This is a genomic window from Bradyrhizobium sp. BR 10261, assembly GCF_019455395.1.
Taxonomy (GTDB): Bacteria; Pseudomonadota; Alphaproteobacteria; order Rhizobiales; family Xanthobacteraceae; genus Bradyrhizobium; species Bradyrhizobium manausense.
On record NZ_JACOFQ010000041.1, the window covers coordinates 20,585 to 42,386 of the forward strand.

A 21,802-nucleotide genomic window follows, 5' to 3' on the forward strand; every position below is an offset into this window, starting at 1 on the left:
AACAGCCCGCCGGCCGTGAGCCGGCGGGCGCTACTTTGGGAACGCCGAAGGGACCGGGTGCGAGATCGATGCAGGCTCTTTACGCACAGCTACTGGTGGGACTGATCAACGGCTCGTTCTACGCGCTGCTCAGTCTCGGGCTTGCCGTGATCTTCGGCATGCTCAACATCATCAATTTCGCCCATGGCGCGCTCTACATGATGGGCGCCTTCGTCGCCTATTTCCTGCTGAACATCGGCGGCATCAGTTACTGGTGGGCGCTGCTGCTGGCGCCTGTCATCGTCGGCATCTTCGGCATGATCCTGGAACGGACCATGCTGCAGTGGTTGACCGGGCTCGATCACCTCTACGGCCTGCTGCTGACCTTCGGCATCGCGCTGATCGTGCAGGGCGTGTTCCAGAACTATTTCGGCTCCTCCGGCCTGCCTTACGCCATTCCGGACCAGCTCAAGGGCGGCATGAATCTCGGCTTCATGTTCCTACCCGTTTATCGCGGCTGGGTCGTCATCTTCTCGCTGGTGGTGTGTCTGGCCACCTGGTTCCTGATCGAGAAGACGCGGCTTGGCGCTTACCTGCGCGCCGCAACCGAAAATCCGACACTGGTCCGCGCCTTCGGCATCAACGTGCCGCGCATGATCACGCTCACCTACGGCCTCGGCGTCGGCCTTGCCGCGCTCGCCGGCGTGCTCTCGGCGCCGATCAACCAGGTGCGGCCGCTGATGGGCGCCGACCTCATCATCGTGGTGTTCGCGGTGGTGGTGATCGGCGGCATGGGATCAATCATGGGCTCCATCATCACCGGCTTTGCGCTCGGTGTGATCGAGGGCCTGACCAAATATTTTTACCCCGAGGCCTCCAACACCGTGGTGTTCGTGCTGATGGTGCTTGTGCTCCTGGTGAAGCCAACGGGATTGACGGGAAGGGCAGCCTGAGATGACGGCCTTGACGGACGATAGGCTGCCGGTCACGCCGCGCGCCATGCGTGACGAGATGGTCTTGTTCGCGGTGATGGCGCTGCTGCTGGCTGCGGTGCCGTTCACGGGCGTGTATCCGTTCTTCGTGATGCAGGCGCTGTGCTTTGCGCTGCTCGCCTGCGCTTTCAACCTGTTGATCGGCTACGGCGGCTTGCTGTCCTTCGGACACGCGATGTTCCTCGGCACCGCCGGATATTGCAGCGCGCACGCCCTGAAGGTGTGGGCACTGCCGCCGGAACTCGGCATCCTCGTCGGCGTTATCGCGGCCTTCGCGCTCTCGCTCGTCACGGGCTATATCTCGATCCGCCGCCAGGGCATCTACTTCTCGATGATCACACTGGCGCTGTCGCAACTGCTGTATTTCATCTATCTCCAGGCCCCGTTCACCCATGGCGAGGACGGCATTCAGGGCATTCCGCAAGGGCACATGTTCGGCGTGCTCGATTTGTCCAAGCCGACTGTGCTCTACTATGTCGTGCTGGTCGGCTTCCTCGGCGGCTTCCTGCTGATCTACCGCATCATCAACTCGCCCTTCGGCGAGGTCTTGAAGTCGATCCGCGAGAACGAGCCGCGTGCGATCTCACTCGGTTATCGCACCGACCAGTACAAGTTCCTGGCGTTCGTCCTGTCGGGGACGCTGGCGGGTTTCGCCGGTGCACTGAAAGTGTTCGTGGCGCAGAACGCCTCGCTCACCGACGTGCACTGGTCGATGTCCGGCGAAGTCGTGCTGATGACGCTGGTCGGCGGTCTCGGGACCATTTTCGGTCCCGTGGTCGGCGCCTTCGTCATCATCGCCATGCAGCAATATCTGGCCGGCTTCGGCCAGTGGGTGACGGTGATCCAAGGCTCGATCTTTGTGATCTGCGTGCTCACCTTCCGGCGCGGCGTCATCGGTGAAATCGCACATTACTTCCGAAGATCGCTCTAAGCTATTGATATTGCATCAATTTCATTGGCGCACGAAAGCGGTGGATGATCCGGCTCCGCGGCCGTGAGGTGGCACGCGCGCGGATCGAAAATGGTCTATGACAGTTTCATGACGGCCCACCCGGGCCGGGCCATTTCCATCAGGTAGACTATCCCCATGCTGCGTTGGTTTCGCGCTTTCCTTCCCAAGGAAGAACGGTTCTTCGACCTGTTCGACCGCCATGCCCAGACGGTGATCCAGGGCGCGGTCGCACTCCAGGGGATGCTGAACGGGGGTGAGGAGACGCCGGTCTATTGCCAGCGCGTCAACCAGTTCGAGAACGATGCCGACAACATCACCCGCGAGGTGCTGACGGCGGTGCGACGCACCTTCATCACCCCGTTCGACCGCGGCGACATCAAGAACCTCATTACCTCACTGGACGATGCCATCGACCAGATGCAGCAGACCGCCAAGGCGGTGATGTTGTTCGAGGTTCGTTCCTTCGAGCCGCCGATGCGCGAGATCGGGGGGCTGCTGATCGAATGCGCCAATCTGGTCGGCCGGGCGCTGCCGCTGATGCAGGAGATCGGCAAGAACGTTGCCATGCTGACCGCGATCACGGAAGAACTCGGCAAGCTCGAGGGCCGCGTCGACGATCTCCACGACATCGGCCTGAAGGAGTTGTTCCTCAAGCATCGCAACGGCAACGCGATGGATTTTATCGTTGGCGTCGAGATCTACGACCACCTTGAGAAAGTGGCCGATCGCTTCGATGACGTCGCCAATGAGATCAACAGCATCGTTATCGAGCAGGTATAGGGCAGGGCGGCCGTGGATGTTGCGTTGGGTCTTCCGGTCCTGGTCGGACTGATCGCCGTCGCGCTGCTGTTCGACTTCCTGAACGGCCTGCACGACGCCGCCAATTCGATCGCGACCATCGTCTCGACCCGGGTGCTGCGGCCGCAATTCGCGGTTTTTTGGGCCGCTTTTTTCAATTTCGTCGCCTTCATGGTGTTCGGCCTTCACGTCGCCCAAACCATCGGTACCGGCATCATCGATCCCGCTATCGTCGACGCCCAGGTGATCTTTGCGGCGCTGGTCGGCGCCATCGTCTGGAATCTCGTGACCTGGGGGCTCGGCATTCCCTCCTCGTCCTCGCATGCGCTGATCGGCGGCCTTGTCGGCGGCGGCATGGCCAAGGCGGGAATCTCGGCGGCGGTGTGGAGCGGTCTGTCCAAGGCCGTGCTTGCGATCGTGCTATCGCCGCTGGTGGGCTTTCTGCTCGCAATGATGCTGGTCGCGGTCGTGTCATGGCTCTCGGTACGCTCGACGCCGTTCGCGGTCGACCGCGCCTTCCGCATCCTGCAATTCGCCTCGGCCTCGCTCTATTCACTCGGCCACGGCGGCAATGACGCTCAGAAGACGATGGGCATCATCGCCGTGCTGCTGTATTCGCAGGGGCAACTCGGCAGCGAATTCTCGGTGCCGTTCTGGGTGGTGCTGTCCTGCCAGGCCGCGATGGCTCTGGGCACTCTGATGGGCGGCTGGCGTATCGTCCGCACCATGGGCTTGCGCATCACCAAGCTGACGCCGATGCAGGGCTTTTGCGCCGAGACTGGCGGCGCGGCGACGCTGTTCATGGCGACGTTCCTCGGCGTGCCGGTCTCGACCACCCACACCATCACCGGCGCCATCGTCGGCGTCGGTGCCGCGCGCCGCGTCTCGGCGGTGCGCTGGAACGTGGCGAGCTCGATCGTCTATGCCTGGGTCATTACGATCCCAGCTTCGGCCATCGTCGCGGCACTGAGCTGGTGGGCCGTCCAGCTCTTCAAGTAACGAGCTTCAGCCCGGCGATGCCCGCCACGATCAGCCCGATGCTGGCGAGGCGAAGCACTGTGGCCGGCTCCCCCAACAGGAAGATGCCAAGCGTCGCCGTGCCGACCGCGCCGATGCCAGTCCAGACCGCATAGGCAGTTCCAACGGGCAGGGACTTCAGGGCGATGCCGAGCAGGATCACGCTGCCGGCCATGGCCGCGATCGTGATGAGTGAGGGAACCAATCTGGTAAAGCCCTCGGTGTATTTCAGGCCGATCGCCCAGGTGATCTCGAGAAGACCGGCGACGAACAGGATGCTCCAGGCCATGACGCCCTCCATTCACGGCAGGGCCGTCCCCGCTAAAGCATGATCCGGAAAAGTGCGAAGCGGTTTTCCGAAAAGATCATGCTCAAACAATAACCTAAAGCGCGATGACGATTCATCCCAATCTCATCGCGCTTTAGGCTGATGCCGATAAGCAGGGACGCCGTCCTCCCCCAAGGCCGGTATGGCCGCGGCCGATATGGGGCTGGCCGAAGGGCTATGCAATCACCAAATGAGGCTTGATCCGGCCGATTTTCCCTGCCAAACGCTCCCGCCATGTCCGACATTGCCGCCACCGCAGCCGAATCGCCGGCCCGTTCCCCGCTTGCCGCTGAAGTGTCGCGGCGGCGTACCTTTGCGATCATCTCGCATCCGGACGCCGGCAAGACCACGCTGACCGAAAAGCTGCTGCTGTTTGGCGGCGCCATTAATCTCGCCGGCCAGGTCAAGGCCAAGGGCGAGCGGCGCAACACCCGCTCGGACTGGATGAAGATCGAGCGCGAGCGCGGCATTTCGGTCGTGACCTCGGTCATGACCTTCGAGTTCGAGGGCCTCGTCTTCAACCTGCTGGACACGCCGGGCCACGAAGACTTTTCGGAAGACACCTACCGGACGCTCACCGCGGTCGATTCCGCGGTCATGGTGATCGACGCCGCCAAGGGCATCGAGGCGCGAACGCGAAAACTGTTCGAGGTCTGTCGCCTTCGCGATATCCCGATCATCACCTTCATCAACAAGATGGACCGGGAAAGCCGGGACGTGTTCGAGCTGCTCGACGAGATCGAGAAGACGCTGGCGCTCGACACCACGCCCATGACCTGGCCGGTCGGCCGGGGACGCGACTTCCTCGGTACCTATGACGTCATCAATGGCGGTGTCCGCCTGCTCGAAGGCGGCGGCGCCAAGACTGGCGCTGCGCAGCAGATCGAGATTGCCGAGCTCGCCAAGCTCAACGCCAATCTCGATGCGTCTGCCGTGAAGGAGGAGCTCGAGCTCGTCACCGAGGCTTCGAAGCCGTTCGAGCTCGAGGCATTCCGCGAGGGCCATCTGACACCGGTCTATTTCGGCAGTGCGCTGCGCAATTTCGGCGTCGGCGACCTGCTCGAAGGCCTTGGCAAGTTCGCTCCCGAGCCGCGCGCGCAGGATAGCGACCAGCGCAAGGTCGAGGCGACCGATCCGCGCATGAGCGCCTTCGTGTTCAAGATCCAGGCGAACATGGATCCGAACCACCGCGACCGCATCGCGTTCGCGCGCCTGTGCTCCGGCAAGCTCAGCCGCGGGATGAAGGCCAAGCTGGTACGCACCGGCAAGAGCATGCCGCTGTCGAGCCCGCAATTCTTCTTTGCCCAGGACCGTTCGGTGGCCGACGAGGCCTTTGCCGGCGACGTCGTCGGCATTCCCAATCACGGCACGCTGCGCATCGGGGATACGCTGACCGAAGGCGAGGACTTCAATTTCGTCGGCGTGCCGAGCTTCGCACCCGAAATCGTTCGCCGCGTCCGTCTCACCGACGCGATGAAGGCGAAGAAGCTGAAGGAAGCGCTGCAGCAGATGTCGGAAGAGGGCGTCGTGCAGGTGTTCCGTCCGCGCGACGGCGCTCCGGCGCTGGTCGGGGTGGTCGGAGCGCTGCAGCTCGACGTGCTCAAGGCGCGGTTGGAGGCGGAATATTCATTGCCGGTCGAGTTCGAGGTCAGCGAGTTCCAGCTCGCGCGCTGGGTCTCCTCGGAGGATCGCAAGAAACTCGACGCCTTCATCGCCGCCAATACCTCCAGCATCGCCGATGACGTCGACGGTGATCCCGTGTACCTCGCCCGGAACGAGTTCTATCTCGGTTATACCAAGGAGCGCGCCGAGGGCATCGAGTTCACCAACGTCAAGGACGTCAAGAAGAAGGGGTAGCATGCCGCTCCGTACCCCGCTGTCATGCCCCGCGAAGGCGGGGCATCCAGTGCGCCGCAGCCCATCGATTCAAACACTGCCGTCTCGGAGTACTGGGTCGCCCGGTCGAGCCGGGCGACGACACCGTTGTTTGAGCGCGAGCATGTGAACGCCGCGGGCTTGACGCTCCCACAGACGGTATCACGTTTCGCTCACATGACATCGCGAGCTGAAAGCATGTGGCGCGGCATCCTCCTTTTCCTGCTATTGGCGATCTCGACCGTCGCGGCCGACGCGCAGCGTCGCCAGATCAATCCGATCCCGTTTGCGCATGAGCCGTGCAGTGTGCTCGATGGCCGGCCGTGCACGCCGTCCTATTGCAGTCCGCTCGAGCCTGGTCCCTGCATTCCCGAGATCGACTATCCCTACGGCGAGAACCTTCAGCTCACGATCGAGAGCGTGCCGGCGGAGGCTGATCGGGCCAAGTATCAAAAGCCGGATCACGATCTCGATACGATCGGCGACCTCTTTGCCGAGCTGCGCACGTGCTGGTCGCCGCCGTCAGACAATGTGCGCGCAGGCATGCAGATGGCCGTCCGCTTCAGCTTCAACAAAGCCGGCGGCCTGATCGGCCCGCCGCGGCTGACCTTTGCGACCGCTGGCGTCCCCGCCGATATCAGAACCACCTACCTCAACGCGATCAATTCGTCTCTGAACGCCTGTCTGCCGCTGAAGTTCACCAGCGGCCTCGGTGGCGCTTTGGCCGGACGGCCAATTGCGATCCGCTATGTCGACAATCGAGAGCCCGGAAAGTAGCGCGTCAGTTGCGATCGGCGGCCAATGGATGATACCTCAGAGGCGGGGCGCTGGGTTAAGGGGAGGATGTCGTGGGTCTGCTGGTCATGATCCTGGGGCTGGTGCTGTTTTTCGCCGCCCATGTTTTCACAACGAAGCGAGACGCACGCGCGCAGGCGATCGCGCAGCTGGGTGAGGGGACCTACAAGATCCTCTATTCGGTCGTCTCGCTTGCAGGGCTGGCGCTGATCGTCTGGGGCTTTGGCCATTATCGTTCGACCGGCTGGATCGATGTCTGGTATCCGCCCAAGGCGCTGAAGCACATTACGGTCGCGCTGATGCTGCCTGCCGTCATCCTGGTGGTCGCCTCCTATTTGCGCGGGCGCATCTATGCGACGCTGCAGCATCCGATGCTCGCCGGCGTGAAGCTTTGGGCGTTTGCGCATCTGCTCGCCAACGGCGATCTCGGCTCCATCATCCTGTTCGGCTCGTTCCTGGGCTGGGGCGTGTATGACCGCATCTCGCTGAAGCATCGCACCGATAGCGGCGGGCCGCCGATTCCGGTGGGCGGTGTCACCAATGATCTGATTGCAGTCGCCGTCGGCATTGTCGCCTATCTGGCGCTGGCCTTTGCATTCCATCCTGTCGTGATCGGTGTTCCCGTGATGGGCTAGCCGGTGAACGCAAGACATCGCCTCCGCGCTCATGTGCGGAAGGAGACAAGAGCAAGAAGATGAGGGCCTGCCGATGGACTGGTCGCAATCTCAGATTCCGCCGATGCACCTCGAGGCGCGCTTTGGCGACCGGGTGGTGCCGGCCTTCGTCGATCGGCCTTCGAGCTTGTGGGCAATGATTGCGGAGACCGCCGCGCGCAACGGCGACAGCGAAGCGCTCGTCTGCGGCAATGTCCGGCTGAGCTGGCGGCAAACTGCGGAGCAGGCGGCGCGGATTGCATCAGGTTTTCGCAAGCTCGGCCTGCAACGCGGTGAGCGCATTGCGATCCTGCTCGGCAACCGCATCGAATTTCCGTTGTTGCTGTTCGCCGCCGCGCATGAGGGGCTGGTTACGGTGCTGCTCAGCACGCGCCAGCAGAAACCTGAGATCGCTTATGTGCTCGCCGATTGCGGCGCCAGGATCCTGATCCACGAGGCGGCGCTCACCGAACGGCTGCCGGATGCGCGCGATGTCCCCGAAATGATCCACCGCATCGCGATCGATGATGACACCAAGCTTTCGCGCTTCTCCTTGCTCTCCGACAACGCGCCGGCTCCAACGCCGATCGAGACGAACGAGGAGGACACCGCGATGATCCTCTATACCTCGGGTACGACGGGCAAGCCGAAAGGCGCCATGCTGGCCCATTGCAACATCGTGCACTCCTCGATGGTGTTCGTCTCCTGCCTGGAATTGACGGCGGCCGACCGCTCGATCGCAGCCGTCCCGCTCGGTCACGTCACCGGCGTCGTCGCCAACATCACAACGATGATCTGCTGCGGCGGCGCTCTGATCATCATGCCGGAATTCAAGGCGGCCGATTACCTCAAGCTCGCGGCGCGCGAGCGCGTCACCTACACCGTGATGGTGCCGGCGATGTACAATCTCTGCCTGCTGCAGCCGGATTTCGACAGCTATGATCTCTCGAGCTGGCGCATTGGCGGCTTCGGCGGCGCGCCGATGCCGGTGGCGACCATCGAGAGGCTCAAGGCAACAATTCCTGGCCTGAAGCTCGCAAATTGCTACGGCGCGACCGAGACGACGTCGCCGTCGACCATCATGCCGGGCGAGCTGACGGCGAGCCATATCGACAGCGTCGGCCTGCCGTGTCCGGGTGCGCGGATCATCGCGATGGGGGCGGATGGCCGCGAACTTCCACCCGGCCAGATCGGCGAGCTCTGGATTCAGAGTGCCTCTGTCATCAAGGGCTACTGGAACAATCCGAAGGCCACGGCCGAAAGCTTTACCGCCGGCTTCTGGCATTCGGGCGATCTGGGTTCAGTCGATGCCGATGGATTCGTCCGCGTGTTCGACCGGCAGAAGGACATGATCAATCGCGGCGGCCTCAAGATCTATTCAGCCGAGGTGGAATCCGTGCTGGCGGGCCATCCCGCCGTGGTCGAGAGCGCGATCATCGCAAAGCCATGCCCTGTGCTGGGCGAGCGCGTCCACGCGGTCGTGGTCACGCGCGCACAGGTCGGCAGCGACGACTTGCGGGCCTGGTGCGCCGAGCGACTGTCTGATTACAAGGTGCCGGAGACAATGGTGATCACCGCCGAGCCCCTGCCGCGCAACGCCAACGGAAAGGTCCTGAAGCGACAGCTGCGGGAGCTCTGGTAGGGTCTCCTGCAGCTGCGGATTATCCTGGATTGGGCGTTAACGCCTTGATCGGCCTTGCTTTGCCTTGCCACCGCCATATCGATAGGGTATCGCCGCCGCCAAATGGGGACGGGCTTTCGACGCGCGCGATCTGGCGCGTGCTCCCGGCCGGGCATGGGATTATCTTAAGTGTCTGAATTATTTGACGAAGTCGACGAGGAAGTACGTCGCGAACAGCTCAAAAAGCTGTGGGACAAATATTCGCTCTACTTCATCGCCCTGATGGTGCTGATCGTGGCGGCCGTGGGTGGCTGGCGCGGCTACCAATACCTGGAGGCCAAGAAGGCCGCCGAGGCGGGCGCCACGTTCGAAAAGGCTGTCGAACTCTCGGAGCAGGGCAAGCACGCCGAGGCCGAGTCGGCCTTTGCCGATCTCGCCGCCAAGGCCCCGTTTGGTTACCGCACGCTGGCGCGCCTCCGCGCCGCGGGGGAGGCATCGGCCCGCGATCCCAAGGCTGCGGCAAAGATGTATGACGACATCGTCGCCGACCGCAGCGTCGGCAGCGAGTGGCAGGATCTTGCGAAGATCCGCGCGGCGAGCCTGCTGGTGGACAGCGCAAGCTACGCTGATATCCAGCAGCGGCTGGAAACGTCCGCCGAGCCCAAATCGACCTTCCGCCACAGCGCCCGCGAATTGCTGGCGCTATCGGCCTGGCGCAACAACGACATGACCGCAGCCCGCAAATGGGTCGACGCGATCGCCGAGGACGGCGAAACGCCGCCTAGCCTGCGCTCGCGCGCCGAGGCGCTCCAGGCCCTGCTGCCGCCCGTCGCCAAGAGCTGAACTGAGAACAGCCGAGCTGACGGTCCTGAGAGCTAGACGAGATATCGATATGCGCCGCACGCCACGTTTGATTGCAGTCGCCGTCCTGATCGCCTTCACGGGCCTCCTGGGCGGCTGCTCGAGCGGCGGATTCGATCCGAGCGACCTGATGGACTTCCTCGATACGAAGAAGAAGCTGCCGGGCGAGCGCAAGCCTGTCTTCCCCGAGGGCGTGCCTGGCCTCGAGCAGGGCGTGCCGAAGGAGATGTACAAGGGAGCGCAGCAGCAGCAGGACCCGAATGCGCCGGCCGTCGCGGCGCTGCCGGCTGAGCCGGCGCCCGCCGAGCCACCGAAATCGGCGAAGTCCGCCAAGGGCAAGAAGACCAGGCAGTCGGCCCCCAACGCCGCTGCGCCGACCGGCGAGGTCGACGGCGAGGTCCAGCCCGATGCAGCGCCCGCGCCCGCTGCCCCGGCGCCCAAGCACAAGATCGTCCGCAAGCGCACCACCGCGCCGCCGGACCAGCAATCCGCCCAGCAGCCGGCGCCACCGGCGCAGCAGACCACCCAGCAACAGCAGACGCAGGGAGCGTTCCCGGCTCCGCTGCCCAGCGGCACTTTCTCGCGCTGATATTTTTTTCCCTGAATTGACAGGCGCAGCCTCCGCGGCGCACGAATGATCGATGTCCTTTACAATCGCCATCATCGGCCGGCCCAATGTCGGCAAATCGACGCTGTTCAACCGCCTGGTCGGACAGAAGCTCGCGCTCGTCGATGATCTGCCCGGCGTCACCCGCGACCGCCGCGAGGGTGAGGCCAGGCTCGGCGATCTCGAATTCACCATCATCGACACCGCCGGTCTCGACGAGGGCGCCAAGGGCTCGCTGACGGCCCGCATGCAGGAGCAGACCGAGACCGCAATCGCGCAGGCCGATGCGCTGTTCTTCGTGATAGATGCCCGCATCGGCCTTACTCCCACCGACCGCGCCTTCGCCGATTTCGCCCGCAAGGCCAACAAGCCGGTGCTGCTGGTCGCCAACAAGAGCGAAGGCAGGCATGGCGATGCCGGTGCGATGGAAGCCTTTGCGCTTGGCCTCGGCGATCCCATCCAGATTTCCGCCGAGCATGGCGAAGGCATGGGCGAGCTCTACGACGCGCTCGCCAAGCTGATGCCGGAGCCTGCCAGCGAGGACGAGGCCGAGGACGACGAGCCGATCTCGGAGGAAGAGGCTGCGACGCGTCCGATCCGGGTGGCCATCGTCGGCCGTCCCAACGCCGGCAAGTCGACGTTGATCAACCATCTGCTCGGCGAGGAGCGTCTGTTGACGAGCCCGGAGGCCGGTACCACCCGCGATTCCATCGCAGTCGAGATCAACTGGAGGGGCCGCGAGTTCAGGGTGTTCGACACCGCAGGCCTTCGCCGGCGCTCCCGCATCGAGGAGAAGCTGGAGAAGCTCTCGGTCGCAGATGCACTGCGTGCGGTGCGCTTTGCCGAAGTCGTCGTGATGATGATGGATTCGCAAAATCGCTTCGAGGAGCAGGATCTGCGCATCGCCGACCTGATCGAACGCGAGGGCCGCGCGGTCGTGCTTGCTGTCAACAAATGGGACCTGATGGAGACCAAGGGCGGCGGCGCCATCTCCGGTCTGCGCCGCGATGCCGATCATTGGCTGCCGCAGCTCAAGGGCGTGCCGATCGTGGCCGTCTCCGGCCTGATGGGCGAGGGCATTGATCGCCTGATGCAGGCGATCCAGGATGCCTATGCGCTCTGGAACAAACGCGTGCCGACCTCCGCGCTTAATCGCTGGTTCGAGCAGGCGATCCAGGCCAATCCGCCGCCCGCCGTGTCGGGCCGCCGGCTGAAGCTGAACTACATCACCCAGACCAAGGCGCGTCCGCCGAGCTTCGTGCTGTTCTGCTCGCGCGCGGATGCGGTGCCGCAATCTTATCTGCGCTATCTCATCAACTCGATGCGCGAGGCCTTTGACCTGCCGGGCACCCCGGTGCGCATCACCCTGCGCGAGAAGGCCAATCCGTTCGCCCACAAGCGCAAGCGTCCGTCGTGAGCGGCTGGGCAGTTTCCGAAATGAAGTGCCGTAGGGTGGGTTAGCCGCGCGGATGGCGCGAAGCGCAAACCGCGCGGCGTAACCCACCTCTTTCATTTCCGCGGAGACAGAAGAGGTGGGTTACGCCAGCGGACTGCGCGTTGCGCAGCCGCCTGCTAACCCACCCTACGAACTTATTTCTTCACCAGCGGGCAGTCGCTGGCTTCGAGCGGCTTGGCCGCATCCTCAGGCGCAATGGTGGCGATCAGCTTGTAATAATCCCACGGTCCTTTCGATTCCTCCGGCTTCTTCACCTCGAACAGATAGGCCGGGATCAGGCGACGGCCGTCGGCGCGCAGCGGGCCCTTGCCGAACAGCGGATCGTCCGTGGGCAGCTCCTTCATCTTGGCGACGACCTTGGCGCCGTCATGCGGATTGCCGCCGAGTGCCTCCATCGCCTTCAGGTAATGCAGGATCTCGGCATAGAGACCTGCGACCGTCATCGAGGGCATCGAGCCCTTCGGCGAAACCTTCTGGAAGCGTTTGGACCATTCGCGGGTCTGGTCGTTGAGATCCCAGTAGAAGGATTCGGTGAAGGTCAGGCCCTGGGCGGTCTTCAGGCCGAGCGAATGCACGTCGTTGATGAACAGCAGCAGCGCCGCGAGCTTCTGGCCGCCGGAGACGATGCCGAACTCGGCGGCCTGCTTGATCGCATTGGTGGTATCGCCGCCCGCATTGGCAAGGCCGATGATCTTTGCCTTCGACGACTGGGCCTGGAGCAGGAAGGAGGAGAAGTCCGCGGTGTTCAGCGGGTGCTTGACGCCACCCAGCACCTTGCCGCCAGTGGCCGTCACGACGGAGCCGGTGTCGCGCTCCAGCGCATGGCCGAACGCGTAGTCCGCGGTCAGGAAGAACCAGCTGTCACCGCCCGCCTTGGTCAGCGCCTTGCCGGTCCCGTTGGCGAGCATGTAGGTGTCGTAGGTGAAGGAGATGGTGTTGGGCGTGCAGGCCTTGCCGGTGAGGTCTGCGGTCGCCGCACCCGAATTGAGCAGCACCGAGTTCCTTTCCTTGACGAGGTTGTTCACCGCGAGCGCAACGCCCGAGCTCGGCGTGTCGGCGATGGCGTCGACCTTCTCGGCGTCGATCCATTGCCGCGCGATGTTGACGCCGATGTCGGGCTTGTTCTGGTGGTCGCCGGAGAGGACCTCGATGGTCCAGCCCTTGGCCTTCAGGCCGGAATCCTCGACTGCCATTTTCACGGCTGCGACCGAGTTCGGGCCGCCGATGTCGGCGTAGAGGCTCGACATGTCGTTGAGCACGCCGATCTTGATGGTCTTGTCCTGGGCAGACGCCGACGTCGCAAAGCCGAGGCCGGCACAGGTCAACAGCGCGGCGTAGCGCCACGCGCGCAAATTCCTCATTGTATTCCCTCCAAATGGTATGCCGGGACAGCCCTCTTTGATGGGGCTTTTGACCGTCGGCGCGATCGGTAATGATCGTGATGTTCCCGATAGCGTGTCTCGGTGCTTGCGGCAATGCGCTAATCGTAGCGGTCAGGGCGGTCGGTTAACTCGAGCAACCTGGCATTGACCCAAATTTCATCAATCGGTCGCGCGGCCGCGGGGTGGACCGACCATGCTTCGGTCAGGCCGGCGCGCGGAAGCTCAACAGGCTGCGCGTCTTGTAGTCATAGAACTTGCCGGTCTCGGTCCAATCAGGCGCGCACATCGGAACGATGAATTCGGCGACCTGTTCGGGCGTGTCGAGCGTTGCGGGATCCTCGCCCGGCATCAGGGTGGCGCGCATGCGGGTGCGGATCGGGCCGGGGTTGAACAGATTAACCCGGATTGCGGTGTTCGCGGTCTCCTGCGCCCAGGCGCGCGCCAGCGTCTCCAGCGCGGCCTTGGAGGCGGCGTAGGGGCTGACATAGGCGGTCGCCTTGTTGGCGGCGCCCGAGGTGATGAACACGGCGCGCCCCGCATCGGACTGCTTCAGCAGCGGCTCCATGCAGCGGATCAGCTGGAAGTTCGCGGAGACGTTGACGGCCATGACCTCGTTGAACGTCTTCAGCTCGATATGGCCGACCGGCGAGGAGGGGCCGAGCACGCCGGCATTGCCGACGAGGACGTCGAGCTTGCCATAGCGCTCGTGCAGTCCCGCGCCGAGCCGCGCGATGCCGTCGGAATCGGTCAGGTTGAGCGGCACCAGGGTGGCGCTGCCGCCCACTTTGCGGATCTCGTCGTCGAGCTCCTCGAGCCCGCCTTGCGTGCGCGCGGTGGCCACGATATGCGCGCCGGCCTTCGCCAGCGCCAGCGCCGTGGCAAAGCCGATGCCGCGCGAGGCGCCGGTGACGAGAGCGATGCGGTTGGCGAGGGGTTTGGTCATCGTCAAATGCTTCCGTCATGCCCGGGCTTGTCCCGGGCATCCACGTTCTTTGCGGCGGGTATTACAGACGTGGATGGCCGGGACAAGCCCGGCCATGACGAAAAGGGCCTCGGATCAGCCCCGGGAACGACCTTTCGTCAGCTCGCCTCCGCCAGCAGGGACAGCTGCCGCGGTTGCGGCTCGGTCTGGGTCTGGTCGGTGAGGTGGGTCGGATAGACGCCGGTGAAGCAGTGATCGGCAAACTTCGGATTGGCGGGGTCGCGGCCGGGCTCGCCCATGGCGCGGTACATGCCGTCGATCGACAGGAAGGCGAGCGAGTCCGCGCCGATCAGCTCGCGCATCTCCTCCAGCGAATGCGTCGCGGCCAAGAGGCCGCCGCGGTCGGGCAGGTCGATGCCGTAATAATCGGGGTAGAGGATCGGGGGCGAGGCGAGGCGGAAGTGCACTTCCTTGGCGCCGGCATCGCGCATCATGCGCACGATCTTCTTCGACGTGGTGCCGCGCACCAGGGAGTCGTCGATCAGGATGATGCGTTTGCCTTCGATCGCGGCGCGGTTGGCCGAGTGCTTCATGCGCACGCCGGATTCGCGGATCGCCTGCGTTGGCTGGATGAAGGTGCGGCCGACATAGTGGTTGCGGATGATGCCGAGCTCGAACGGCACGCCCGAATGCTGGCTGTAGCCGACCGCCGCGGGCACGCCGGAATCCGGCACCGGGACCACGACGTCGACAGGCACATGGCTCTCGCGCGCGAGCTGGGCGCCAAAGGCCTTGCGCACCTCGTAGACCGAACGGCCGTGGACGACGGAGTCAGGACGCGAGAAGTAGATGTATTCGAAGATGCAGGGACGCGGCGCCATCGGCGGGAACGGCTTGTGGATGTCCTGGCCGTTCTCGTCGAACACGATGACTTCGCCGGGCTCGATGTCGCGCACGAAGCGCGCGCCGATGATGTCGAGCGCGCAGGTCTCAGACGTCAGGATCGGGCAGCCGTCGAGCTCGCCCAGCACCAGCGGGCGGATGCCACGCGGATCGCGCGCGCCGACCAGCTTCTTGTTGGTGAGCGAGACCAGCGCATAGGCGCCTTCGATCTCGCGCAGCGCATCGATATAGCGCTCGATGAAGCGGGCGCGCCTGGAGCGCGCCACCAGATGCAGGATCACCTCGGTGTCGGAGGTCGACTGCATCATGGCGCCGCTTCTGACGAGTTCGCGGCGCAGCGTCAGGCCGTTGGACAGGTTGCCGTTGTGAGCGACCGCGAGGCCGCCCGCATTGAGCTCGGCGAACAGCGGCTGCACGTTGCGCAGGATGGTGGCGCCGGTCGTCGCGTAGCGGACGTGGCCGACCGCCACGGTGCCGGGGAGGCGGTCGATCACCTCGCGGCGGGAGAAGGTGTCGCCGACGAGACCGAGGCGCCGTTCACTGTGGAAGCGGCTGCCGTCGTAGGAGACGATGCCGGCTGCTTCCTGGCCGCGGTGCTGGAGGGCGTGGAGGCCGAGCGCCGTGATGGCGGCAGCTTCAGGATGTCCGTAGATGCCGAAGACGCCGCATTCCTCGCGAACTGTGTCTCCGTCCAGGTCGTCCTGAAGCTCTAGCGCGGCGGAGCCGGGATCGAGTTCAGTGTGGGCGTCCTGGTCAGGGTGTCGCATCTCGTCCGCGCCTCTCTGTTAAGGGCAATCAACGCGCCGCAGGTTTCTCGATCAGCTTTTTCAGGCTGTCACGAGCCGGTTTGCTGTAGCCGTCGCCACTGCCCGAAGGCTGCTGCTCGGTTTCAGCTTGATCATCATCTGGTTTGTTTTTCTTGAATCTCTTCAAGATGGTGTTCTCGGGGTCGTCAGGCAAGAGGGCCATCAGCCAATCCCCGGTTCCCTGGAGCACCACGCGGGACTTGGCCCCGCTGACCCAGTCCGGGCGCTGCTTGTCCGGCACCAGCCAGGTGAAGAACAGGAAGGCGACCACGACGATCAAAAGCCCGCGAGCCAGGCCAAACAGGAAGCCGAGGGTGCGGTCCAGCGCGCCGATGCGCGAATCCAGGATCATGTCGGAGATCCGGACCGTGATGACGGAAACCACGACCAGGGTACCGACGAACACGCCGGCGACCACGACCACGCTCGCGACGGTGTCGTTGTTGAAATAGGTCTTGGCCGTCGGCAGCAGCTTGGAAAACGAGTACAGCGTCACGATTGCCGCCGTACCCCAGGCTGCGATCGAGAGGATTTCGCGCATGAAGCCGCGGACCATGGCGAGCAGGCCCGAGATCAGCATCACGCCGAGCAGGATCAGGTCGAGGAGTGTAACTGGCATCGGCTGGTCTGGTCCGCTCGTACGCTCAAAGGGTGCTCAGCGAATCGGTGTTTGGCCGCCGCCCCTAACTGAAGGCCGGACGACGTTCCCGGCAAGGCCGCAACCACGCAATCCCATGCTGCTTTTGTGACGGCTGTATAGCGGCGGGGGCGCTTGGCGTCACCTCCAGCTAACCCTCCCCGCGGCGGAATCTTGCCGGTGTGGCATTTTTCTCCGCAGGCGGGGGTGAATCGCCGCGGCGAGAGCCCTTGGCGGCGATCTCTGCGACCAGGGTCGTGAGGCTGTTGACCGCGTTCAGGGCCAATCCGGCGTCACCGCTCGCTTCGCCCCCGCGGGCCGATTCGGGCAGCACCGCGCGCTTGAAGCCGAGCTTGGCCGCTTCCTTGAGCCTGGCAGGGGTCTGCGCCACCGGGCGGATCACGCCAGAGAGCGAAATCTCGCCGAAATAAACGGCATCGGTGGGTAACTGCGCATTAACCAGCGACGACACAAGCGCCGCCGCGGCGGCCATATCGGCTGCCGGCTCGTGGATGCGCAGGCCGCCCGCGACATTCAGATAGACGTCGTGGCCGGACAGCTTGACCCCGCAATGGGCCTCCAGCACCGCCAGCACCATCGAGAGCCGGCTCTGGTCCCAGCCGACCACGGCACGGCGTGGGGTACCGAGCGAGGTCGGCGCCACCAGTGCCTGCAATTCGACCAGGACGGGCCGCGTGCCTTCGATGCCCGCAAAGACTGCCGTGCCGGGCGTGCCGAGATCGCGTTCGGACAGGAACAGCTCGGAGGGGTTGGTGACCTCGCGCAGGCCAAGGCCCGTCATCTCGAACACGCCGATCTCGTCGGTCGGACCGAAGCGGTTCTTGACGGCGCGCAGGATGCGGAATTGCTGCGAACCTTCGCCCTCGAACGACATCACGGCATCGACCATGTGCTCGACCACGCGAGGGCCGGCGATCTGGCCGTCCTTGGTGACGTGGCCGACCAGGATGATGGCCGCACCCGTCTTCTTGGCGAAACGAATGAGCGCCTGCGCCGACGCGCGGACCTGCGTGACGGTGCCGGGGGCGGATTCCACCGTGTCAGTCCACATGGTCTGGATCGAGTCGATCACGATCAGCCGCGGCACCGTGCCTTCGGACAGTGTCGAGACGATATCTTCCACCGAGGTCTCGGCCGCAAGCTGCACCGGTGCATCCGACAGCCCGAGCCGCTCGGCGCGTAAGCGCACCTGGGCGATGGCTTCTTCGCCGGAGATGTAGACGATGCGGTGGCCGGCGCGCGCCATCATGCTGGTCGCCTGCGTCAGCAGCGTCGATTTGCCGATACCTGGATCGCCGCCGACCAGCAGCACCGAGCCGCGGACAAAGCCGCCGCCGGTGACGCGGTCGAGCTCGGTCAGCCCAGAGGACATGCGCGGTGCATCGGGACTTTTGCCGGCCAGGCTCTCCAGCGCAAAGGTCCGGCCCTTGCGCTTGGAGCGGATCGAGACCGGCACGCTGCCGCTGGTATCTTCCTCGGCGAGCGTATTCCACTCGCCGCAGGACTCGCATTTGCCCTGCCAGCGGTTATAGGCCGCGCCGCAGTTCTGGCAGACGAAGGAAAGCGTGTTCTTGGCCATGGGTATGGTGAGTCGGAGGTTACCAATGCGCTGATAGCACGGAACGGTGGATAGCGCGGGCGTCCGTGAGCGCTTCCAATAGAGCATGATCCGGAAAAGTGTGAAGCGGTTTTCCCTCGCGACATCAGCGGAACGCGTTTGCGCGGAGATCATGCTCAAACAAAGAGCTGAAGCGCGATGACGATTCAACCCAATCTCATCGCGCTTTAGCCCAATTCCGCGCAGCCGATACACCCTTTGTTAGCTCTACGCCGCCGCGTCACGCCGGACTTTGCCAAATGTTAGCGGACGCGGGTCCAGCGTCGGAACCAAGACGGAGTGACGGAACGAATGACGATAATCTTGCGTATGTGGCTCGCCATGAGCATCGCCTGCGGTGTTCTTGCGCCCGGCGGCTACACTGTTGCGGCCGATGCCAAACCGCTCAACATCGTCTTCGTAAGCCCCGGCAAGATCGGCGAGATCTATTGGGACATGGTCGCGCAGACCATGCAGGCCGCCGGCCGCAAGCTTGACGCCAAGGTCGAGGTGCTGACCAGCGAGCGCAACTACCGCACCATGCAGGAGCTCGGCCTCGGTGTGGTCGCGCGCGCCGATAAGCCCGACTTCCTCATTCTCTCGAACGAAGAGTCTGCCGCCGTTCCGATCCTGGAGGCCGCCGAAGTCGCGGGCATCAAGACGCTGCTGCTGTCGAACTCGTTGATTGGCGAGGATGCGAAGCGTCTTGGACCGCCGCGCCACGTTCTCAAGAATTGGCTCGGCGACATCACGACCGATCTGACGACCGCGGGCACGCGGATGGCCAATGCACTGATCGGCGCCGCCCGCAACGAAAAACGGCAGAGTCCCGACGGCAAGATCCATCTGCTCGCGATCGGCGGCGACGAGATCACGCCGGCGTCGATCGCTCGCAATGTCGGCCTGCAACTCGCGGTCGCAGCCGCGCCCGACGTGGTGCTGGACCGGATGCTGTTCGCCAACTGGACGCAGTCCGAGGCGGAGCAGGTCGCTGCGAATTATCTCGGCTGGGCGCAGCGCAAGGGCATTCGTCCAGCGGGGATCTGGGCCGGCAACGACCCCATGGCGCTGGGCGCGCTAAGGGCGGTCGCGGCCGCCGGCATCACGCCGGGCGAGCAGATTCAGGTGGTCGGCCTCAACTGGTCGGAGGACGCGCTGCGCGAAATCAAGGCTGGCCGCCTGCTGCTGAGCGATGGCGGCCACTTCCTGCTTGGCGGCTGGTCGATCGTGCTGCTGCGCGACTTTGCCGATGGTTGCGATTTCGCGGCCAATTCGCCGCATGTCGAGGTCAAGACGTCGGCGATCACGCGCGACAATCTCGCTTCCGTCGCGGCGCTGATCGCCACGCGCGCCTTCGACCGGATCGACTTTGCGCAGTTCAGGGCCAAGGCGGGACGTTGCGGCCAATACGACTTCTCCGTGGAGGCTCTGATGTCCTCAATATCGCCGTCACGCGGCGCCGGTGAATGATGCGGGACGCTGACGGGATGAAAGGTTCGAACAAGCCCGCACCATCGCGCTCGGTGGTTCGCGCGATGATCTGGGCGACCGTGCCCGTGCTGCTGCTGGTGCAGCTGCTCGCTTCGGCCGGCGTCGAGATCTCGAGCTTCTGGGTGCAGATCAGGCAGCTCGATGCCCGCATTGCCCGCGTCGCCGAGAGCCGCGCCGAGCTGATCGCCGAGCCGCTGTGGAAGATGCGCTACGACCAGGTCACGGGCGTGCTCAACGAGATCATGCACGACGAGAGCATCGCCGCTGCCGCGGTCTACGATGACACCGGCGTCGTGATCGCCCGTGTGGTGGCGCGGCCCGTGGTACAGGCGCTCACGGAAGTCTCGCGGCCGATCAACTACAGCAACGGCAACATGGCCGTTCAGGCCGGTCGCATCGCGATCGCCTATTCCTACGCGAGCCTCTATATGGGCGCCGGCAGCAGGCTGGGGCTGCTTCTCGTCGTCGGACTGCTCGGAACGCTTGCGACCGTGATCGCGATGCGAATCTCCGCCAACATCTTCATCGGCAAGCCTCTGGCTGCGATGATGTCGGCGATCCAGCGCAGCAAGCAGGACGGCCGCGCCTATCCGGCCGATGTCAAATCATCCAACGAATTCGGCCAGCTCGCGATCGCCTTCAACGCGATGCAGCACACGACATCAGGCGCGCTCGACCGGCTCGGCCATATGGCCGATCACGATCCTCTCACGGGGCTACCCAACCGTCGCTCGCTATCCGAGCGTCTGGTGACCTTGAGCAGGGATGCCGGCTCGCCGGATGCACTGATCGCCTTCAGCTTCATCGATCTCGACGACTTCAAGGGCATCAACGATACTTTTGGTCACGATGCCGGCGACAAGTTCCTGGTCCATATCTCCGAGCGGCTACGTGGCACGGTCGAGCCCGAGGATTGGGTCGCGCGGCTCGGCGGCGACGAGTTCGTGGTCATTCGCCCTGAAGTCAGCAACGAGGCGGCCGCACAGGCTTTCGCGCGGCAATTGCTGGAGGCGATCTCCGCGCCGATCATGCTGCATGACAAGCAGGTCGTGCCGCGCGCCAGCATCGGCTTGGCCGTGCGCCATGCCGGCGATCCCGAATTGTCGCACTTGCCGGCGCTCGCCGACATCGCGCTCTACCACGCCAAGAGCAAGGCGCCCGGCACTGTTGCGGTGCTGGATGAAGCGCTTCAACACGATTATCGCCGCCGCAGGGAGCTGGAGCTTGCCGTTCCCTCCGGCTTCTCCGAGGGCCAGTTCGAGGTCTGGTATCAGAGCCAGGTCGACCTCGAGACCCAGGACGTCATCGGCCTGGAGGCGCTCATTCGCTGGCGTCACCCGGAGCACGGCGTGATCAACCCCGGTGAATTCCTGCCGCTGATCGAGCGTAGCGGCAACAATGCCCGCCTGACGCGCTACGTGCTGACCGACGCCTGCCGCGCGCTGCAACGCCTTGCGGCTGCCGGCACGCCGCACATACGCATCGCGATCAATTTGCCGCCGTCCGAGCTTGCCGACCATTCGCTCGCAGCCTGCTTGCGCGAGACTTGCGAGCGGTTCGGTGTTGCGCCCTCGTTGCTCGAACTCGAGATCACCGAGGGGTCGCTGATCAACAACATTGCCAGCGCATCTGACACGTTGCGCCGGCTGCGGCGCCTCGGCGCCACCATCGCACTCGACGATTTCGGGACGGGCTACAGCTCGCTTGCGCATCTCAGGCGATTTCCGCTCGACAAGGTCAAGATCGACAAGGCGTTCATCCACGAAATCCCCGAAAGCGCCGAGGACAGGGCCATCGTCGGCGTCATCGCCTCGCTCGCCGGCACGCTGGGGCTCACCCTGGTTGCGGAAGGCATCGAGCGGGCCGAGCAGGTGCAGGCCATGCGCGAGATGGGCGTGAGGCTCGGCCAGGGCTTTCTGTTCCACAAGCCGCAGCCGCTCGATGCGGTGCTGCGCCAGCTTGCAGAATGCGGCGGCGAAGACCGCGTGCTGGTCGACAGCCCGTCGATCGCGCCCGAGTTCGCGGTTTGAGCGCCGGAGCATGATCCGGAAAAGTGTGAAGCGGTTTTCCCTCGCGACATCGGCGGAACGCGCTTGCGCGGAGATCATG

Annotated in this window: 19 protein-coding genes; 13 read left to right on the top strand and 6 right to left on the bottom strand. The window is 64.3% G+C overall.

Features of this window, described 5'->3' with window-relative positions:
* Positions 1–68 precede the first annotated feature (68 nt).
* The 4 genes from HYH07_RS32660 (at position 69) to HYH07_RS32675 (ending at position 3,720) form a co-directional block, all read left to right on the top strand.
* Entirely contained in the window at positions 69–932 is an 864-nt protein-coding gene (locus HYH07_RS32660) for a branched-chain amino acid ABC transporter permease (RefSeq protein WP_057758041.1), read from the top strand.
* Between the two features lies 1 nt (position 933).
* On the top strand, positions 934–1,902 hold the full coding sequence (locus HYH07_RS32665; RefSeq protein ID WP_220006318.1) for a branched-chain amino acid ABC transporter permease: 969 nt from the start codon (positions 934–936) through the stop codon (positions 1,900–1,902).
* Positions 1,903–2,058: 156 nt separating this feature from the next.
* Positions 2,059–2,703: a DUF47 domain-containing protein gene (locus HYH07_RS32670; RefSeq protein ID WP_220006319.1), complete on the top strand. Its 645-nt coding sequence runs from the start codon at positions 2,059–2,061 to the stop codon at positions 2,701–2,703.
* Positions 2,704–2,715: 12 nt separating this feature from the next.
* Positions 2,716–3,720 carry an inorganic phosphate transporter gene (locus HYH07_RS32675; protein WP_220006320.1) on the top strand — a complete coding sequence of 335 codons (1,005 nt, stop codon included), beginning with the start codon at positions 2,716–2,718 and terminating at the stop codon, positions 3,718–3,720.
* On the opposite strand, the gene sugE is transcribed toward HYH07_RS32675, so the two are convergent.
* Positions 3,713–4,027 carry a quaternary ammonium compound efflux SMR transporter SugE gene (gene sugE / locus HYH07_RS32680; protein WP_220006321.1) on the bottom strand — a complete coding sequence of 105 codons (315 nt, stop codon included), beginning with the start codon at positions 4,025–4,027 and terminating at the stop codon, positions 3,713–3,715. The two genes, HYH07_RS32675 and sugE, sit on opposite strands and share 8 nt — an antisense overlap.
* Positions 4,028–4,300: 273 nt before the next feature.
* Between sugE and HYH07_RS32685 the strand changes: the two genes are divergently transcribed.
* The 7 genes from HYH07_RS32685 (at position 4,301) to der (ending at position 11,895) form a co-directional block, all read left to right on the top strand.
* Positions 4,301–5,923, top strand: coding sequence for a peptide chain release factor 3 (locus HYH07_RS32685; protein ID WP_220006322.1), 1,623 nt, complete (start codon positions 4,301–4,303; stop codon positions 5,921–5,923).
* Positions 5,924–6,139: 216 nt separating this feature from the next.
* Positions 6,140–6,718, top strand: coding sequence for a hypothetical protein (locus HYH07_RS32690; protein WP_220006323.1), 579 nt, complete (start codon positions 6,140–6,142; stop codon positions 6,716–6,718).
* Between the two features lie 71 nt (positions 6,719–6,789).
* On the top strand, positions 6,790–7,371 hold the full coding sequence (locus HYH07_RS32695) for an NnrU family protein (protein ID WP_220006324.1): 582 nt from the start codon (positions 6,790–6,792) through the stop codon (positions 7,369–7,371).
* A 73-nt stretch (positions 7,372–7,444) separates the two neighbouring features.
* Positions 7,445–9,031, top strand: coding sequence for a class I adenylate-forming enzyme family protein (locus HYH07_RS32700; protein ID WP_220006325.1), 1,587 nt, complete (start codon positions 7,445–7,447; stop codon positions 9,029–9,031).
* A 168-nt stretch (positions 9,032–9,199) separates the two neighbouring features.
* Positions 9,200–9,853: a tetratricopeptide repeat protein gene (locus tag HYH07_RS32705; RefSeq protein WP_220006326.1), complete on the top strand. Its 654-nt coding sequence runs from the start codon at positions 9,200–9,202 to the stop codon at positions 9,851–9,853.
* Positions 9,854–9,902: 49 nt separating this feature from the next.
* The gene (locus HYH07_RS32710) at positions 9,903–10,460 is read left to right on the top strand and encodes a hypothetical protein (RefSeq protein ID WP_220006327.1); all 558 of its coding nucleotides are present in this window, start codon (positions 9,903–9,905) and stop codon (positions 10,458–10,460) included.
* A 52-nt stretch (positions 10,461–10,512) separates the two neighbouring features.
* On the top strand, positions 10,513–11,895 hold the full coding sequence (gene der, locus HYH07_RS32715; protein WP_220006328.1) for a ribosome biogenesis GTPase Der: 1,383 nt from the start codon (positions 10,513–10,515) through the stop codon (positions 11,893–11,895).
* Positions 11,896–12,068: 173 nt separating this feature from the next.
* Here der and HYH07_RS32720 read toward each other — a convergent pair whose 3' ends face one another.
* The 5 genes from HYH07_RS32720 to radA form a co-directional block, all read right to left on the bottom strand.
* Positions 12,069–13,295 carry an ABC transporter substrate-binding protein gene (locus tag HYH07_RS32720; protein WP_057758017.1) on the bottom strand — a complete coding sequence of 409 codons (1,227 nt, stop codon included), beginning with the start codon at positions 13,293–13,295 and terminating at the stop codon, positions 12,069–12,071.
* Between the two features lie 223 nt (positions 13,296–13,518).
* Complete coding sequence (locus HYH07_RS32725) at positions 13,519–14,259, bottom strand: SDR family NAD(P)-dependent oxidoreductase (RefSeq protein ID WP_220006329.1); 741 nt, start codon at positions 14,257–14,259, stop codon at positions 13,519–13,521.
* A gap of 137 nt (positions 14,260–14,396) precedes the next feature.
* A complete protein-coding gene (purF, locus tag HYH07_RS32730; protein WP_220006330.1) occupies positions 14,397–15,908 on the bottom strand; it encodes an amidophosphoribosyltransferase in 1,512 nt (503 codons plus the stop codon).
* A gap of 28 nt (positions 15,909–15,936) precedes the next feature.
* Entirely contained in the window at positions 15,937–16,566 is a 630-nt protein-coding gene (locus tag HYH07_RS32735) for a CvpA family protein (protein ID WP_220006331.1), read from the bottom strand.
* A gap of 169 nt (positions 16,567–16,735) precedes the next feature.
* Positions 16,736–18,184: a DNA repair protein RadA gene (gene radA, locus HYH07_RS32740; RefSeq protein ID WP_220006332.1), complete on the bottom strand. Its 1,449-nt coding sequence runs from the start codon at positions 18,182–18,184 to the stop codon at positions 16,736–16,738.
* Between the two features lie 330 nt (positions 18,185–18,514).
* Here radA and HYH07_RS32745 point away from each other — a divergent pair, with 330 nt between their 5' ends.
* Positions 18,515–19,672, top strand: a complete 1,158-nt coding sequence (locus tag HYH07_RS32745) for an ABC transporter substrate-binding protein (RefSeq protein ID WP_220006333.1) — start codon at positions 18,515–18,517, stop codon at positions 19,670–19,672.
* Positions 19,673–19,689: 17 nt separating this feature from the next.
* Positions 19,690–21,723: a bifunctional diguanylate cyclase/phosphodiesterase gene (locus HYH07_RS32750; RefSeq protein ID WP_228749905.1), complete on the top strand. Its 2,034-nt coding sequence runs from the start codon at positions 19,690–19,692 to the stop codon at positions 21,721–21,723.
* Positions 21,724–21,802 lie beyond the last annotated feature (79 nt).

Excerpts from the sequence above, each read along its gene's own strand:
- der (WP_220006328.1), top strand. The coding sequence starts at position 10,513 with ATGTCCTTTACAATCGCCATCATCGGCCGGCCCAATGTCGGCAAATCG.
- HYH07_RS32710 (WP_220006327.1), top strand. The coding sequence starts at position 9,903 with ATGCGCCGCACGCCACGTTTGATTGCAGTCGCCGTCCTGATCGCCTTC.
- purF (WP_220006330.1), bottom strand. The coding sequence starts at position 15,908 with ATGCGACACCCTGACCAGGACGCCCACACTGAACTCGATCCCGGCTCC.
- HYH07_RS32750 (WP_228749905.1), top strand. The coding sequence starts at position 19,690 with ATGAAAGGTTCGAACAAGCCCGCACCATCGCGCTCGGTGGTTCGCGCG.
- HYH07_RS32700 (WP_220006325.1), top strand. The coding sequence starts at position 7,445 with ATGGACTGGTCGCAATCTCAGATTCCGCCGATGCACCTCGAGGCGCGC.
- HYH07_RS32725 (WP_220006329.1), bottom strand. The coding sequence starts at position 14,259 with ATGACCAAACCCCTCGCCAACCGCATCGCTCTCGTCACCGGCGCCTCG.
- HYH07_RS32665 (WP_220006318.1), top strand. The coding sequence starts at position 934 with ATGACGGCCTTGACGGACGATAGGCTGCCGGTCACGCCGCGCGCCATG.
- HYH07_RS32660 (WP_057758041.1), top strand. The coding sequence starts at position 69 with ATGCAGGCTCTTTACGCACAGCTACTGGTGGGACTGATCAACGGCTCG.
- HYH07_RS32735 (WP_220006331.1), bottom strand. The coding sequence starts at position 16,566 with ATGCCAGTTACACTCCTCGACCTGATCCTGCTCGGCGTGATGCTGATC.
- HYH07_RS32670 (WP_220006319.1), top strand. The coding sequence starts at position 2,059 with ATGCTGCGTTGGTTTCGCGCTTTCCTTCCCAAGGAAGAACGGTTCTTC.
- HYH07_RS32720 (WP_057758017.1), bottom strand. The coding sequence starts at position 13,295 with ATGAGGAATTTGCGCGCGTGGCGCTACGCCGCGCTGTTGACCTGTGCC.
- HYH07_RS32685 (WP_220006322.1), top strand. The coding sequence starts at position 4,301 with ATGTCCGACATTGCCGCCACCGCAGCCGAATCGCCGGCCCGTTCCCCG.
- HYH07_RS32690 (WP_220006323.1), top strand. The coding sequence starts at position 6,140 with ATGTGGCGCGGCATCCTCCTTTTCCTGCTATTGGCGATCTCGACCGTC.
- radA (WP_220006332.1), bottom strand. The coding sequence starts at position 18,184 with ATGGCCAAGAACACGCTTTCCTTCGTCTGCCAGAACTGCGGCGCGGCC.
- sugE (WP_220006321.1), bottom strand. The coding sequence starts at position 4,027 with ATGGCCTGGAGCATCCTGTTCGTCGCCGGTCTTCTCGAGATCACCTGG.
- HYH07_RS32745 (WP_220006333.1), top strand. The coding sequence starts at position 18,515 with ATGACGATAATCTTGCGTATGTGGCTCGCCATGAGCATCGCCTGCGGT.